This is a genomic window from Bremerella cremea (assembly GCF_003335505.1).
Taxonomy (GTDB): Bacteria; Planctomycetota; Planctomycetia; order Pirellulales; family Pirellulaceae; genus Bremerella; species Bremerella cremea_A.
The window spans coordinates 128,166-144,129 of the sequence record NZ_QPEX01000028.1 but is presented as its reverse complement, the minus strand read 5'-3'; the positions used below and the strand labels follow the sequence as shown (position 1 = coordinate 144,129).

Sequence of the window (15,964 nt, the reverse complement as noted above, 5' to 3'; positions counted from 1 at the left end):
CAACGTCAGCCCGAGGAGCATGGATGAACCTTGGCTTTAACAAACAGATCGTTCTGGTTGCTGCGATACTGATCGTGGCCATCGTAGGTACGACGGTCTATCGAAACATCGCTGGCCAGCCAACGGCGTCCCTGCCGGTGCTGTCTCTTGCTTCGCCGGAAGACAATCTGAATGAAGTCACCATCCCAGGCGGCATCTATCTGATCGGGCACGAGTCTGGCCCGCGCGACGTTCGTCCGACACGCCAAATCGAACTGGCCCCTTTCGAGATCGAACAAACTGAAGTCACCAATGCCATGTTCGCAAAATTCGTAGAAGCGACCGGCTACATCACCGATGCCGAGCGACGTGGCGAATCGCTTATCTTCGACATTCCAACGCAACAATTTTCTCAGCGACGAGGAGCAAACTGGAAAAACCCCACCGGCCCCGGTTCTTCGATTGTTGGTAAGGAAGATCACCCCGTCGTCCAAGTCAGTTGGTACGACGCCCAGGCTTATGCCACTTGGGCAGAAAAGAGCTTACCAACCGAGTTTCAATGGGAAGCCGCAGCCAGAGGAAAGAGGCTCGAACAAAACTATCCTTGGCCCAAGTCGCGAAACAATCGTAGCCCAGAATTAGCCAATCTCTGGGAAGGGACTTTTCCCATCCGTGACCTTGCCGCTGATGGCTACTCAGGAACGTCTCCCGTAAAAAACTACCCTCCGAGCGAAAATGGCCTGTTTGATCTCGCCGGGAACGTGGCTGAATGGACCGCGTGTTGGTACGCAGCGGATAGTTACGACCGAATCGCTACCGACAATCCCACTGGCCCCAGCACTGGTGAGAAACGAGTGACGCGGGGAGGCAGTTGGCTTAGCTCCGATCAAACGGGAACCAGCGAGGCCATGGTCTGGTACCGCAGTAAACTTGCCCCAGAGATGAGCAACAATTTCACCGGCTTCCGTTGTGTTCGCAAGCGATAGCCTGCCAGCAAATTATCTCCATCAGGTTGCCGATCCGATGAAATCAACCGGTTGCTAAACAGCGACGGGCAATCTTCAAGTTGTCGGCCATGTGCTCAAGATTTAGCCCTCCCACTACCAAGCTCGTTACGCCTGGCTGGCCGAGGACAAATGGAATCGCTTCCTCTGCCGGAAGATGTCCTGCGGCAAGTCCTTTTTTGACCAACACCCCAAGCCCTCGTTCTGCCGCTTGTTGAATCACCTTAGCATGGGACGAATCTTCCGCGTGGAACTCGACCATCAACACATCGGCCCAATCGAGTGCTAGCGTCGCGGCCGCTGGCGTCTTACCTGAAAGACCAATCGCACGGATATCCCCAGCTTCTTGTAGCGATCGCAAGGTCTCGACAACCGGCGTCTCCGTTAGCACACGTACATCGTCCGCTGGAGTGTGAATCAACACGATGTCTAAAACATCCCGCCGCAGAAGCCGCAAGCTATTGGCAACGCTCGTTCTCACCGAGAGTTCGTCGAAGACGTATCGCGACTCTCCATTGGCAAAGAGTTCGCCCACCTTCGTGGAAACGACGACCGACGCTGAACTTTGCGCAAGCCAAGCTCCAACCCGCTCTTCGCTCAGCCCATAGGCCGGAGCGGTATCAAAGTGGCAAATCCCCAGTTCCACTAGTCCATCAAGCAATCGAGCGACGTCAATTTCATCTGGCAGATCGTAGGCCGATGGATACTTGATCTTGGTGTTGCGTCCGATCTTGAACGCCCCAAATCCGATTGGCCCTACGTTGAGCCCTGTTTTCCCAAGTGGCCTAGTTGGCATGTGGCCTTACTTTCTTTGTTTTTCAAGCCGCAGCGGAAGCAGGCAAGGGGAGGGTGGTCCACTCCGTTTCACGATCCCACGGCGTTTGCGCGACGTTTGGCCGTGGCCAGTCGATTATCGCCGGCGAAATACGAGGCACGCTCGAAGTTCTTTTGGCAATCGTATCGGCCAAGTGGTCGACCAGTTGAGGCACAAGCACCAGCTTTGTTGGCCAAGCAGTCAGTAGATTGCCCTCTTTTTCGACTCGATAGGATTCAGGCCGACCACCGGTAACGGTTACCCCTTCAGCACGATCAACCCGATACGTCGACCACTGCGTTGCCGACAGATCAAGCCCCGGCAAAGTCGTTAAAAGCTCATGCTGGGCCTTGGCGATCAACTCTGCACGGGTCATTGTCACGCCTTCCTCAGCCAATTGACCACCAACCTGCCAAACGATATCCGTTTGTTCCGATCTGGCCGAGGTAATTGAGACCCGTGTCGTCGCACCTTCGACACAATGGCCATAAAATTCAGGCAACCCTCCCCGAACCATCACCATGTGCAGCGGTCGCGTTTGTTGTCGCTTGGGATCTCGTCCCATCGACTGACGCAAAGCAGCGTTCCCTTGACCGGCTGCCAGCACAACCCAATCGGCGGTGACTTCTACCTGCCTATTATCCGCAGAAGTCACCACAGCCGAGGTCACGTTCCCTGCGCTATCGGTAATCAGACGCGTTCCATTCTGTTTTGCGACCTGTACGATCTGTTGTCGATTCGTTTTCGCCAGGTTCTCCAAAAAAGAACCGCACGAAATGACCTGTTCTCCGACAAGAAAAATGGCCCCTGGACAGGTTCGTAGAATTTCTGGAGCGTTGTGTGGGCTGACCGCCTTGGGGGTAACTTGTAATCCCAGCCGTGCTCCGAGCATCCCCAATTTGGAAGAAGCGGAATTAGTTCCCCACAGATAGAACGATTGTGAACGCACCTCTGTTCGGGAAAGATTCGGCTGAGCAGTTCCTTCGAGACAAGTACGCCACAGCCGGGGCATTTCACGAGCTTGCCGGGCAGACGCAGTCAGCAGTCCTTGAAGTGAATATTTTAGCCCGCTATGCAAAATTCCCTGGGCGGCAATCGTTTGTCCGGTTCCCAAGGCGTGGCTTTCGAGCAGGAGAGCCGAGCGTCCATCGCGGCGCAAACGATCGAGCAGCCAGAGGCCAGTTGCCCCGCCGCCGACAATCAGAACATTGGTGTGAATCGTTTCCATCTTCTTTACCCCCTATCAAGCCCGAAATCCGTCGCTTCGGCAGTGTAGGAAGTTTGCAGAGTTCGTAGCAAGATCAATGCCAGCCCTGATTTGCCTGCATCTCCCCCGAATTGCGAGGCAGGCCGAAACAAAGCTGCGATCGATGCACCATCGCATGACGACAACGCGCCAGTGTCCCGAAATTTGTTGTAAATCTGCTAGATCCAGCGGGGGAAGGTGGGTACGGCACCAATAATGCTCGACCCGGCTCTCGATTTGGGCTAAGTTGAATTAACCACCCACCTTCGCTCGACCTCCTCAATTTCGGCCTCTTCAGGATTCCGTGAATGCGTTTTCTCGCGCCCGTATTGGCTCTAGCTTTCTCAACATTTCCTTGCTTTACCACGCCAGCCCAAGCCCAGTTCGATGAAGATTTCGGCCGGGGACTAATTACCACGATGCGCGGAACCGATGGTTCGCAATGTGTCCGCATCGATCCAACGATCTCTTTTGCTTGGAAAAAAGCCTCGCCAGATCCACGGATCAGCGATGGCAAGTTTAGTGCGCGCTGGGATGGCCTTCTCTTGAGCCGCACGCCAGGGGAGTACACCATTCATGCCCACGTCTGCGGCAAAGCACGTGTTACGCTGGAAGGCGAGGTCATTCTCGATGTCGATACCGCCAAACCACAGTGGGTATCCGGCAAACCGTTAGCGATGAAATTTGATTGGCACCCATTTCAAGTTGATTTTGCCAAGACCCAGCCTGAGGCCGAGTTGCGGCTTTTCTGGTCAGGCCCAGACTTCCCGCTCGAACCGATCCCCGCCGAGTACTTCTATCACGATATTGATGACTCGATCGAAGAGCCGTTCGAGCGCGGACGGGAACTCGTCGCAGGCTTCCGCTGTGTTGCTTGCCATGAAATGCAAGGAGAACCGCCAGCATTACAAGCGCCTTCGCTGGCTTTCCTAGACGGCAACATTTCCGAGCCCTGGCTCCGTGATTGGCTTGGCAGTCACCAGCAAGAAAACGCAGACGACACCCTTCGCAGGATGCCTCACTTCGATCTGCCGGAAGATGACGTAGAAGCGGTCGTCGAATATCTTCTTGCCGAATCGAAATCGCGAACCCCAGAAAAATCGTTGCCCGTGAAAGGATCGGCGGCCAGCGGAAAGAATTTGTTCCTTACCCTGGGCTGCACCGCTTGTCACAAGTTAGGAGAACTCGGTACGTCCCATGTCATGGGTGGACCAGATCTAACGAACATTGCCGAGAAACGCCCGCTTGGCTATTTCCAAACCTGGCTGAAAGATCCCGCGAAGCTGAACGCCGATCACCGCATGCCGGTTTACGACCTGAATGCCAAAGAACGGGATGACATCGCCCAATTCCTAGCAACCCTCAGCTCTGACAATTCCAAAGCACGAACCCCCATTCGCCCCTTCGACGCGCGCAAGATCCAGCGGGGCAGGGAAGTGGTTGCCGCCAATCGCTGCAATGCCTGCCACCAGATGCCAGGGGCAGCGAACCTTCCACCTGGCAAGGAGGTTCCTTCGCTAGGCCCAGGCAATCTGTGGCGTGAAGCATGCCTCGCCCAGCCCATCGCCGCGACAGGACAGCCGGGGTATAAGCTTTCCGAAAACGATCAAGAGGCCATCAAGACCTATATCCGTCAACGCTCGCGTGCAACCCATCAAACCAACACCCAGACCGACGCTTCTTGGATTTTGACCAAGAACAACTGCCTGGCCTGCCATCCGCGTGGTGTGGGTGGCGGTTTAGCGGAAGTCGCTCAGCAAGTGACGGAGGCTCATAGCAACTTGTCTTCGTTGCTACCGGCCATGGTTCCTCCTTCCCTCAACAGCGTGGGAGACAAACTCCATGACGAGGCGTTGCTCGCGGCCATTCGCCGTAGCGAGCCAATCCACCGTCCTTGGCTGAAAGTGCGAATGCCCAAGTTTGATCTCTCGCAGGAAGAACAAGCCGCCCTGGTCGATTACTTCGTAGCGCAAGATCGCATTCCTCCGAATGGACCAGACAGGGTCAAAGTTCCTCATACCGATGGCCTGGCCGCGACGGTTGCTGGTGCTCGCTTGGTAACCACCGATGGCTTCGGCTGCACAAGTTGCCACCAGGTAGGCCAAATGGTTCCTCCTAAGGCCCCCCTTAATGCTAAAGGCCCAGACTTGTCGATGCTCGGCAAACGCCTTCGTGAACCGTGGTTTTATCGCTGGGTGCATGATCCGGCCCGTATCGTCCCGCGGATGGAGATGCCCAGTGTCAAGCTGCCTGTGCAAGGTATTCTCGATAACAACGTCGACACCCAGTTGGCCGCCGTCTGGCATGTACTCAACACGCCAGGCTTTACGCCGCCGAAACCCGATCCTTTACGGATCGTCCGGCAACATGGGTTACACGATGCCGCCGCAAGGCCGATCGTCCTCACCGATGTCATCAAGTTCGGTCCGAAAGAGACCATGATCAAGCCATTGTTGGTTGGTCTTCCGAATCGAAACAACGTGCTTTACGACCTCGAAAAAGCTGCGCTCGCACAGTGGTGGGTGGGTGATGTCGCTCGCCAACGAAGCGAAGGCAAGACGTGGCACTGGGAGCCTGGCGGGCGGGGCCTGCTACAAGCGTCTGCCAATGGTCCTGAAGTGCTGCTTAAAGACGCGTCCGGCAAGCTCCTTAAACCGATCCGAGACGGCCAGTTCTTCACTCGCTTCCAAGAGATCGACTACGAAGGGGATAGGCTGAGCTGGTCGCATAAGCTTACGTTCCGCGAGACCGATCCCGTCACGGTTGAAGTGGAGCAAATGTTGTCGCCAGAATGGACCAGTCAGGATGAGCCTGTCAACGCGTTTCGCCGCGTGCTGACCTTCGCGAATGTCCCAGCCGGGGGCACAATTGGCTTGCAGCTTCCTCGCCAAACGGTCACAGGCCCGCTGAAGCTCGATTCCAACGTTCAGGGCACATACCGTTTTGCCGCAGGCGATGTGCACATCGATGTCGACAAATCACCAGGGGTTAGCGTCGACGACCAAGGCATCGTTTGGCTTTCCGGAGACGCGGCAGCCACGCTTTCGCTAACGTTTTATCTCGACCTTCCTGGCGAAGTCTTGCCAGCAACTCCTGCGATTCCTGTTCGCAAATCGGAAGCTGTTCCGCTTGATATCATTCCAGGCTGGGATGCCACGCGTCTTCCGCTTACCACCGAAATGATGCCGATTGCGATGGATTGGCAGCCCAATGGAACTTTGATTGCCGCTTCGCTTAAAGGGCGGCTGTGGAAACTTACCGACACCGACGGCGATGGCCTGGAAGACAGCTATCAACAATTTGGCGACGAATACGCCGCCCCGTATGGAATCAAGGCGCACGGTAAATATATCGACGTCGCCAACAAGTACGCGTTGCTGCGGCTTTGGGATGAAAATGGCGATGGTCAGATCGAACGTGTTACGACGCTCAGCGATGGGTGGGGACACACCGACGACTATCACGACTGGGTGGTTGGTTTGCCCCAAGATGAAGAAGGGAACTATTACCTGGCGATTCCATGCCAGCAAGACGATCGTAATGCGGCAGCAGCCAAGTATCGCGGTACGGTACTGAAGCTGATTCCCGATTCCGCGAACCCGGCCGAGCAAACATACCGCATCGAAGAGCTAACCGCCGGGCATCGTTTTCCGATGGGAATTGCCCGCAACAAAGCTGGCGAACTATTTGTCACCGACAACCAAGGCAACTGGAATCCATTCAATGAACTAAACCATGTGGTGCCTGGCCTACGGTATGGGTTCATTAACAAGATTGATCGCCAGCCCGGCTTTGCCCCAGTTGAAACGCCACCGTCGATCGCTATTCCACACCCTTGGACGAGGAGCGTGAATGGGATCTGCTTCCTGGAAACGCCGGCGCAGGAAAGAGATCGTCTCGGCTACGACCTGTACGGGCCGTGGGAAGGAGATATGATCGGCTGCGAGTACGATACTCGGCGTCTCGTCCGTATGAGCTTTGAAAAGGTTGGCGACGTCATTCAAGGGGCCGTCTATCCCCTAACCGTTGATCCTCCGAAAGAGGCCGAGCAAGGACTATTAGGCCCTGTTAGCTGCGCCGTGGCCCCGGATGGAGATGTCTACATCGGCAATATCCGCGACGCCGGCTGGGGAGGCGGCAACAATGTCGGCACATTCACCCGTATGCGGCCGAAGTCAGTCCATCTGCCGGCAGGTATCGATGAAGTCACGCTCACGCCAACCGGGTTTCAGATCCGCTTTACCCAACAAATCGATCCCTCGCTGGGTAGCCTTCCGTCGAACTTCACGGTTGCCTCTTATACGCGCGAATCAACGCCGGCTTATGGAGGGAACGATAAGGAAAGACGTCTCGAAAACGTTACGTCCGCCCAAGTGTCCGCTGACCGCCTTGCCATCACCATCACACTTGAATCCCCTCTTCGGGAAGGCTTTGTGTACGAGATTTTCCTTGACAACGAGGTCGCTGGCCAAGGAAAAACCATGTGGCCGAAAGAGGCTCACTACACAGTCAGAAAAACGGTCGATCCTGTCGAACCTTAACCCCTGATTTCCAACACAAAAAAACCCTGCAAGCATTGCCGAAAATCGGAGAATGCTGCAGGGTATTTTTACTATCGAAGCAAAGCGTCCTACGATCGAAGCTTTATTCGAGGTAGGTGTAGCCGCGCAAACCTGATTCGTAGAACTTCATGATCGTGCCGGCTTCGCGCTGCTCGATCACTCCCTTCTTGATCGATTGCTCGACGCTCCGCTGCATCTGGCGGGTCAGTTCTTCTTCGTTGTATTGCATGTAGTGCAACACTTCCTGAACGGTATCCCCTTTGATGATATGCGTGAAGGTCGGTTCGCCTTGTTCGTCTAGTTCGACGTGGACGGCGTTCGTATCGCCAAACAGGTTGTGCAAATCACCCAGCACCTCTTGATACGCCCCCACCAGGAACGCGGCCATGTAGTACGGCTTGCCATCGTAGCGATGCAACTGCAGGGTACGCTTGATGTGGCGACGATCGATGAACTGGTCGATCTTACCATCGCTGTCGCAAGTAATATCCCCGATCACCGCGTGCCGTTGTGGTTCTTCATCTAAGCGATGGACCGGCATGATGGGAAACAACTGGCTAATCGCCCAGTTATCGGGCAACGACTGAAACAGCGAGAAGTTGCAGAAGTACGTATCGCACAGCATCCGGTCGAGCCCTTCGAACTCTTCCGGCACGTGCTCTAATTCCGAGATCAAACCACGGATTTTGAAACACAAGTTCCAATACAACGTCTCTGCTTCGCTTCTCTCTTCGAGCGTTAAATTGCCGTTGCCAAACATGGACAGGGCCATGTCTAAGGCCATTTGGGCATCGTGAAAACTCTCGAGCACCGTCCGAGGACTGACCGAAGCGTACGCTTCTTTCAGATCACGAAGCGGAGTCGGCGTTTCGTCGTCGAACTCCTTCTTCAGTTCGCCTAAGCCCTGCTCAGCAACACCAAGCGTGCCAAAGACCAACACACTATGAAACGCCACGACCGCTCGACCACTTTCCGACAGCAGATGAGGGTGAGGCACTTCCGCTTCGTTGCAGATCGATTGCACGTGCGAGACCACGTCGCGGGCGTATTCCTCTAGGGTATAGTTCATGCTGGAATGGAAGTCGGTTTGCGAACCATCGTAATCGACCCCCAAGCCACCACCGACGTCCAAATACTTCAGGCCGGCGCCTCGCTTAGACAAATCAACATAAATGCGAGCGGCCTCGATCAGGGCGGCCTTCACGTAACGAATGTTGCTGACCTGGCTTCCCTGGTGATAGTGCAGCAGTTGGAAGCAATCTTCCATCCCACGCGACTTGAGTTCGTCCAGTGCGCGTAAGACTTCGGTCACGGTCAAACCGAATTTGCTGTGGTAGCCTCCACTGGCCGACCAACGGCCTTTACCACGCGAGGCCAGTTTCACCCGGAAACCAATCTTGGGGCGAACGCCGATCTGCTCAGCCGTTCGGAGGATCAACTCCAATTCGGTATACTTCTCGACCACCGGAATAATCGTTCGGCCCAACTTCTGGCCGTACATGGCGATTTCGATGTATTCGGCATCTTTGAAGCCGTTGCAGATGATGGGTGTGGTGTCGTCCGTCATCGCAATCACGGCCAATAGCTCTGGCTTACTACCAGCTTCCAGCCCAAAACCGTAGGGGCGGCCGTAGTCCAGCACTTCTTCGACAACATGCCGCTGCTGGTTCACCTTGATCGGGTAGATACACGAGTATTTGTTCTGGTATTCATAATCATTGATCGCCGTCGCAAAAGCATCGTGAATCTCTTTCAGACGATTCTGCAAGATCTCGCTAAAACGGAGCAAAATCGGCAAGTCGATACCACGATCTTCCATCCGATCGACGACTGCCTTCAAATCGATGCTGCTGGCCGGCGACTTGGAAGGATGGACAACAACGTTGCCTACCTCGTTGATACTAAAATAGCCCTTTCCCCAACGGTCTATCTCGTACAAATCGGTAGAATCGGCGATAGTCCACCGGTTTCCGTTTTCTTTCAGCATGAGTTCCACTCTCCCAAGGCGCGTGTAGAACGTAAGGTTGGGGAATCGGCCTGGTAACCTACGGGAAGCAACTTCCCTTGTCAGCTACCAGCCGGTCCGGACGAAAGAGATGATTTTAGAACATATTCCTGCCCCAACGGAAGGAACCTAAGGATGAATCTGGAACTTCGTTGGCAAGAAAGTCCCTGGACGAGCTGCTTGCATGCGGCTCAAATTCTTGCGGGAAAAGCCCCAGAGAACGTCTCGGAAACGCTAATCGACCAAGTTGCTCCGCCAGCCAGGCGTTTAGTCGACGAGGTTGAACGAGCCGGGATCGCGCCGAAACTGTTCTGGCGGCACGCTTTGCCACTTTCGGCTCAACTCAGCGGCAAAACCGAACTAGCCAGCGCCGTGCTGCGCAAGACGCGTGGCCTCGAAATGAGTGAATCTTCCTACGTCACCACCATCGGAGGAGCCCTTGCCGACTTAGCCAACGCCTACCAAGCGGCAGTTCCCAAAGCAGCGCACGAGCTTTCTCTCCGTAGACGCCCCATCCAAGAGGCCTGGGAAGCTCGCGGACCAGGCTTGATTTACTTCTTAAATCGCGTGTTGCCTGAAGACTTTATTCCAGAACTGGCAACCGTCATCCTGGTTCTCCCGGTCAGCGCTGGCCGTGGTACGGCTCACCTAAATTACAATAGCCTTCGCCTGGAAGCGGTACTGTACGATCCCAACCCCCAATTGCCGGAGGTTGCGCGGTTGGGTTGGTTGATCTCTCAGCTGAATATCGACCTTCCCAAGTACAGCGAACTAATCGAACCAAGCCGAGTTCCCCTGGTCGCCCGTTTGGCAACTCTGCCGGCAATCCTGTATGCCGCCGAAGAGGTGGAATTGATCCGGCCAGGGACCGTTACCCTCGCCGACGCCCTGCAGCTTTGGCAGGTCGCGCACGCCGGCCACGAAGCACTCGCGGAAATCGTGCAGCGGTGGTGGCAGACTCAAGAAACCCAACAAGTGGCATGGCCTGTGGCCTTGGCAGGGTTAGACCGAATGTTGAACTAGAAACCACCTGTCTGGGCGGATCGCCCGCTCGGTAAGTGTCTCTGTGAGAGAATGACCAGCGAAAAGCACTTCACAATCGTTGGCTGCGGCAAAGCCGGAGACGGTCTGCATCGCTTTTCTGTCTCCGGTACGGTTACCTTTCGAGGCAAACCCATCGAAGAAGGTAAGCTTGTCCTGATGCCCAACTCCAAAGAAGCAGGCGCAGGACCAACTCAGGTTATCATGATCGCCAACGGTCAATTCGATGGCGAATCGACTCCTGGCAAGAAACGTGTCGAGTTTTATGCCAGCTGGCCCAACGGCAAGAGGATCACTTGGGAAGACGGACGTCAGGTCCCGGACTCCTAGACCTTGCCACCTTCCTGCAATGTGAATAGCAAACACGAGCTCGACGTAAAATCAGAGCCCAATACAAATTTGAAATGGGATCTGCAATAGCTGTCTCTTTACTCCACCCTCCTTGCGTTCAGGTAGCTTGGCCTGAACGCAGCAAGGCTGTGAAGTCTTCCTAAACGGAATAACCTGTCCGTTATCTTTGGAAAAACGCGCCCAGCCGCTCTCTTCGGTCGTTCCGGGCCTTCGTTATATTCCGATCTTTCTGCAGGACCGTGCCCAACTCGAATCTCTAAGCGGACCGATGGAACAAGATCCATCCGGCTCCGTCTATCCATGGTGAGACTGCCGAATGTTGGCACTTCGCAAGATCAACTTTTTTCCGCTAGCAACACTCGCCCTGCTGGGTGGTTGTGCCGCGACCGAACCCTCTCGTTCCGACGACATGGGCCCCCTAGCTCCCGCTGCAGAGCAGTTCATCGCGTCCCCCGCACCTTCCGCCTCGACGGCTCGGATACCTCAAGCTGCGGATGTCCTCGCTCATGAGATCGTGCCTTCCACGATAACGCTCGTGGCCCACCAACAATACTCCCCAGCAGATGCCTTGGCTGAGCTGGAACAACGGGCCCGTGATCGGAATCCTCGCTTAACGCGTCTTTATCACGAATACCAAAGCGCCGTTGCCAAGTCACAGTACGTTGACAAGCTACCCGATCCCAGGTTCGGTGTGAACGCATTTGGCAATGCGTTGGAAACCGCCTCCGGCTCGCAGCGAGCTAATATGGCATTCAGCCAAGCGGTCCCCTGGTTGGCGCGACTGCGCGCCGACGAACAGCGTGCGGTTTTCGACGCCTACGCCATTCACGCGGAACTAGAAGCCGAAGCCTTACGGGTGCAAGCCGCCGTTCGCACCAGCTGGTATCGTTTGTACGTTCTCGCTCGACAAATCGAAATTGCGGAAGCGAACCAGCAACTCCTGAAATCACTAATCGACGTCGCCAATGCCAGGATCGCCACCGGGGCCGCTTCGCAAGGAGACGTATTGCTCGGCACGTTAGAGCTATCTCAACTGGAAGAACGCCTGCTGACCTATCGTCGACAACGGCAAGGTGTCGAAGCGGAACTTAATCGTTTAACGGCCCAGCCAGCGGGAACACACATCGCTTCTCCGCAAACGCTTAGTCCGATTTTGCCCGAAGCCAACGCGGAACAAATGACTCTGGTAGCTTTACAGAATCAGCCTGAAATTGAAGCTGCCCAAATGCGGACTCAGGCCTCGCGCTGGGGCGTAGAAGTTGCCCGACTCATGCGGCGTCCCGAATTCGTTCTTTCGGCCAGCTACTACCCCACCGATAACAATCGCCCCCCCAGCACAATTGTCGACGTGGGACAAGACCCTTGGGCTCTCGGAGCGCAAGTGAGCATCCCTATCTGGCGTGAAAAATACGATGCGATCGAGAACGAAGCGAAATGGAAACACCAAGCGGCTCATAACTCTGTAGAAGAACTGACCGATCGCTATGAAGCGTTGATTGTCGATCTCTTGGCCGAGGCTCATCGAGCCCACGAAACGGCCATGCTCTATCAGGCCACCATTCTACCTCAAGCCCGTCAAACGCTGGCCGCTGACCAAGAAGCTTATAGCAACGGCACGGTTGAGTTCGATCGTGTGATTCGCGATTACCGCAGCCTCTTGACCTTAGAAGTTGGTTACCATCAGGCCATCGGCGATTTGGCTACATCGCTCGCGAAACTCTCTCAAGCCGCCGGGCAAGATATCGCCTTAACTGGTTTACCAGGCTCGAATTAGCGATACGCCATGAAGCCTGGCTCGCTATTCGACGTTGACGCAAGAGTGTTGCGGGCCTAGACTTCAATGAAGCTCTGCGCTGTTTACTCTTCCAAAACAGAACGAACAGCGCGGCTTTTCCGTATGATTCTCAGGAGATAAGCGTGTTTGGGGTTCTTGGCAAAGCGTCTGTTCTTACGACAGCCATCATGCTGTTGGTTCAGACAATATGCTTGGCCAATACGTCCTCTTGCCCTTGTCTCCGAGAAGCCGCCTGCACAACATCTTGTGGCTGTTGTGATGTGGCTCCCTTAGCCCCATCAACGGCAGGCTGCTCGCATTGCCGTAAAGAAGCGGCACCTCGTCCGGATGTCGCCGGAGACTCCCTTCAAGCTGACTCAGCATGTCACTGTCATTTGACAGCCCCGGCGACGAACGCTTCTTTTTTCAATACCGAAACCTCTGAGACGGTTTGCCTCAGCACGCTGGCCTTCGATACCTCAACGACTCCGTTCGTCGTGGTTTGTAGTCCTTGCCAGTTGGCATCGCGTGTCCCCACGGCTGCCATCCCGGATACGAGCTTCCGACGAATTTTTCTCTGCGTCTGGCTGACCTAATACGGTTGCATCTCTTTTCATTCGCTTCTCGCGTTCTTACATCTGGCGTGAAATTTACGCGCGCTTGATGCATTAGGTCTGCAATCTGTCTCTCTTAATTTTAATTAGGTTCACCATGCGCTATTTACTTTCTTCCGTTGTCCTTATGGGCCTTGTGGTCGGTTGTTCTCAGTCTTCCTCCGAGCCGACAACCGCTTCCGACACATCTGCTACCGCGAACACTCTCTGTCCCATTATGGGTGGCGAAGTGGTTGCGGACGGCGGGCGCACAGAATGGAACGGGACCACGGTTGGTTTCTGCTGTCCCGACTGCTTGCCGAAGTGGGATGCCCTTTCCGACGAAGAAACGACCGAGAAACTGGCCTCGGCAGGGCATGACCATGCCGATACTCGCCCCCACGGCGAGCACGATCATTCGTAGCCGCCAGGTAGTTTGAATGCGAGCGGCTGGTCGAAGCAATTTCCGGCGCGGTCCAAACGTCAGGTAGGCGTCTCGATCCAGCCGCTCCTTTTTTCCCGAACGTTCTTACTTGCGGAAACCTCGCAATGACCACGTCATCCCCTCTTGGAAATGCGTCTTCCCCTCCCGAACCAAAACGGCAAACGCTGCACTGGTGGATCGGACGTCTGGTACCGTTTGGCTTGTTTCTGGCAACCGGCGTCCTCTTGATTGTGCTCCTGGGAATTGCCCAGCGAGTCGGTTGGATCGGCGTGGCAGACTCTTCGTCAGCGTCCTCCTCGGCAGGCGAGCAGCAGATTTACACCTGTCCCATGCACCCTCAAATTCGGCAACCAGGGGCAGGTCGCTGTCCGATCTGCGGCATGGAACTGGTGCCAGCCTCGAGTGGAAGTGCCGACTTGGATCAATTCGCCGTCAAGATCGAGCCAGCCCAGCGCCGCCTGGCCCAGATTCAAACAGCGCCGGTTCTTTCCGAACCTGTTTCCACAAGCGTGGCAACGATTGGTGCGATCGAAATCGATGAGAGCCGCCAGGCCACGATCGCAGCCTACATCAACGGCCGGGTTGAACGACTTTTTGCGGATTACACCGGAGTTGTTGTCGCTCAGGGTGATCACTTGGCGGTTGTTTACAGCCCGCAGCTTTACGCGGCCCAAGCCGAGTACCTTGAATCCCGCGCGATGGCGCAGCGCATGAACGTTGCTTCCTTAGAGTCCGTTCGCGATGCCCAAGAGAAACTACTGCGTAACTCGCGCCAAAAACTGATCGAGCTAGGCATGACCGAGCAGCAGTTAAGCGAGCTAGAAACGACCGGCAAGCCTGAATCTCGTCTTACGATCTATGCACCAATCGGCGGAACCGTGATCGAGAAGTTGGCCGAAGAGGGGAAGTACATCTCGGCTGGCGAACCAATCTATCGAATCGCGAACCTTTCGACCGTGTGGCTCATGTTGGAACTCTATCCGGAAGATGCTTCCCGGATTCGGTTCGGTCAAGAAGTGCAAGCCGAGCTAACGTCTCGTCCCAGGGAAACATTGACGGGGCGCGTCGCCTTTATCGATCCCAAAGTCGATCAGAAAAATCGCACCGTTGGGGTTCGAGTCGAACTGAATAACGAAGATGGCAGGCTTCGCCCTGGCGATTACGCCGAAGCCCGGATCGAAATACCGATTACTTCGCAAGGTAAAGTCTATGACGAGCAGCTTGCCGGGAAGTGGATCAGCCCCATGCATCCACAAATCATCCGCGATGCCCCAGGTCAGTGTCCGATCTGCGGCATGGATCTCGTCCCGACGTCACGTTATGGCTTTACCAAGGAACCCATTGGACGCCAACCATCGATTGTCATCCCGCGTTCGGCCCTGCTAACCGCCGGTAAAAACAGCGTGGTGTACGTCGAGACGGAACCTGGCCGCTTCGAGCTCCGCAATATCAAGCTAGGCCCCATCTTGAAAGACAAAGCGGTCGTTCTGGAAGGTGTTGAACCTGGAGAAATGGTGGCGACCACTGGCAACTTCTTGATCGATTCGCAAATGCAACTTGCCGGTAAGCCAAGCCTGATCGATCCGACTCGCTACGTCCAACCCCAGGTTCGCAACACCCCCATGAAATTTGATTCCATCGAAATTGCCAACATCCAAGGGGCCGGCGGAGAAGCTTTGGAAGCCATGTATCAAACCTACTTCGCAATTCAAAACCAACTCGCTTCCGATAAAGTTCCTGTCCCTGAAGCCGCAGAGCATTTGTTCCAACTTGCCACGCATCTTTCCAACGACCAGCAATTCAGCGAATCGGTACGCGAACAACTGGCCACGATTGCTAAGCACGCCGAGCATCTGCACCATCTTTCGCTGGCCGAAGCGCGAAAGAATTTCAAACCAATCAGCCATGCCGTGTTGACCTTGTCGACAGAAGTTCGGGGGAGCAGTTCTTCGCAACCGTTCCACCAGTTTTTCTGCCCGATGGTGCCAGAAGGGGAAGGAGATTGGCTACAGCTTAGCGATCAGTTGCTTAATCCGTATTACGGCAGCGAAATGCTTCGTTGCGGCGAGCACGTCCGGGCGATTCCTCCCGAGACCACCGTAAGCCAACCAGCCCCTAACCAGCCAGCCTCGCCAGCAGGAGTTCGCTAA

11 protein-coding genes are annotated in these 15,964 nt (G+C 55.3%); 8 read left to right on the top strand and 3 right to left on the bottom strand.

Features of this window, described 5'->3' with window-relative positions; genetic code table 11:
• Positions 1–23: 23 nt before the first annotated feature.
• Positions 24–965, top strand: coding sequence for a formylglycine-generating enzyme family protein (locus DTL42_RS14320; RefSeq protein WP_114369415.1), 942 nt, complete (start codon positions 24–26; stop codon positions 963–965).
• Positions 966–1,008: 43 nt separating this feature from the next.
• On the opposite strand, the gene DTL42_RS14315 is transcribed toward DTL42_RS14320, so the two are convergent.
• Positions 1,009–1,779 carry an aldo/keto reductase gene (locus tag DTL42_RS14315; protein ID WP_114369414.1) on the bottom strand — a complete coding sequence of 257 codons (771 nt, stop codon included), beginning with the start codon at positions 1,777–1,779 and terminating at the stop codon, positions 1,009–1,011.
• Between the two features lie 22 nt (positions 1,780–1,801).
• Positions 1,802–3,025 (bottom strand): FAD-dependent oxidoreductase, encoded by a 1,224-nt coding sequence (locus DTL42_RS14310; protein ID WP_114369413.1) that lies wholly within the window; start codon positions 3,023–3,025, stop codon positions 1,802–1,804.
• Between the two features lie 326 nt (positions 3,026–3,351).
• Between DTL42_RS14310 and DTL42_RS14305 the strand changes: the two genes are divergently transcribed.
• Positions 3,352–7,584 carry a c-type cytochrome gene (locus DTL42_RS14305; RefSeq protein WP_114369412.1) on the top strand — a complete coding sequence of 1,411 codons (4,233 nt, stop codon included), beginning with the start codon at positions 3,352–3,354 and terminating at the stop codon, positions 7,582–7,584.
• A 103-nt stretch (positions 7,585–7,687) separates the two neighbouring features.
• Here DTL42_RS14305 and speA read toward each other — a convergent pair whose 3' ends face one another.
• Entirely contained in the window at positions 7,688–9,592 is a 1,905-nt protein-coding gene (gene speA, locus DTL42_RS14300; protein WP_114369411.1) for a biosynthetic arginine decarboxylase, read from the bottom strand.
• A gap of 153 nt (positions 9,593–9,745) precedes the next feature.
• Here speA and DTL42_RS14295 point away from each other — a divergent pair, with 153 nt between their 5' ends.
• The 6 genes from DTL42_RS14295 to DTL42_RS14275 all read left to right on the top strand — a co-directional run bounded on the left by DTL42_RS14295 (position 9,746) and on the right by DTL42_RS14275 (position 15,964).
• A complete protein-coding gene (locus DTL42_RS14295) occupies positions 9,746–10,633 on the top strand; it encodes a hypothetical protein (RefSeq protein WP_114369410.1) in 888 nt (295 codons plus the stop codon).
• Positions 10,634–10,684: 51 nt separating this feature from the next.
• Positions 10,685–10,981: a hypothetical protein gene (locus DTL42_RS14290; RefSeq protein WP_114369409.1), complete on the top strand. Its 297-nt coding sequence runs from the start codon at positions 10,685–10,687 to the stop codon at positions 10,979–10,981.
• Positions 10,982–11,318: 337 nt separating this feature from the next.
• Positions 11,319–12,776, top strand: coding sequence for a TolC family protein (locus DTL42_RS14285; RefSeq protein ID WP_114369408.1), 1,458 nt, complete (start codon positions 11,319–11,321; stop codon positions 12,774–12,776).
• A gap of 281 nt (positions 12,777–13,057) precedes the next feature.
• Positions 13,058–13,372, top strand: coding sequence for a hypothetical protein (locus DTL42_RS26320; RefSeq protein ID WP_158545381.1), 315 nt, complete (start codon positions 13,058–13,060; stop codon positions 13,370–13,372).
• 115 nt (positions 13,373–13,487) lie between these two features.
• On the top strand, positions 13,488–13,793 hold the full coding sequence (locus DTL42_RS26045) for a hypothetical protein (protein ID WP_147274287.1): 306 nt from the start codon (positions 13,488–13,490) through the stop codon (positions 13,791–13,793).
• Positions 13,794–13,918: 125 nt separating this feature from the next.
• A complete protein-coding gene (locus DTL42_RS14275) occupies positions 13,919–15,964 on the top strand; it encodes an efflux RND transporter periplasmic adaptor subunit (RefSeq protein ID WP_114369406.1) in 2,046 nt (681 codons plus the stop codon).

What these genes read in the sequence shown, in the direction of transcription:
- DTL42_RS14275 (WP_114369406.1), top strand. Translation starts at nt 13,919, where the DNA reads ATGACCACGTCATCCCCTCTTGGAAATGCGTCTTCCCCTCCCGAACCA.
- DTL42_RS14295 (WP_114369410.1), top strand. Translation starts at nt 9,746, where the DNA reads ATGAATCTGGAACTTCGTTGGCAAGAAAGTCCCTGGACGAGCTGCTTG.
- DTL42_RS14320 (WP_114369415.1), top strand. Translation starts at nt 24, where the DNA reads ATGAACCTTGGCTTTAACAAACAGATCGTTCTGGTTGCTGCGATACTG.
- DTL42_RS14290 (WP_114369409.1), top strand. Translation starts at nt 10,685, where the DNA reads ATGACCAGCGAAAAGCACTTCACAATCGTTGGCTGCGGCAAAGCCGGA.
- DTL42_RS14315 (WP_114369414.1), bottom strand. Translation starts at nt 1,779, where the DNA reads ATGCCAACTAGGCCACTTGGGAAAACAGGGCTCAACGTAGGGCCAATC.
- DTL42_RS26045 (WP_147274287.1), top strand. Translation starts at nt 13,488, where the DNA reads ATGCGCTATTTACTTTCTTCCGTTGTCCTTATGGGCCTTGTGGTCGGT.
- DTL42_RS14310 (WP_114369413.1), bottom strand. Translation starts at nt 3,025, where the DNA reads ATGGAAACGATTCACACCAATGTTCTGATTGTCGGCGGCGGGGCAACT.
- DTL42_RS14285 (WP_114369408.1), top strand. Translation starts at nt 11,319, where the DNA reads ATGTTGGCACTTCGCAAGATCAACTTTTTTCCGCTAGCAACACTCGCC.
- DTL42_RS14305 (WP_114369412.1), top strand. Translation starts at nt 3,352, where the DNA reads ATGCGTTTTCTCGCGCCCGTATTGGCTCTAGCTTTCTCAACATTTCCT.
- speA (WP_114369411.1), bottom strand. Translation starts at nt 9,592, where the DNA reads ATGCTGAAAGAAAACGGAAACCGGTGGACTATCGCCGATTCTACCGAT.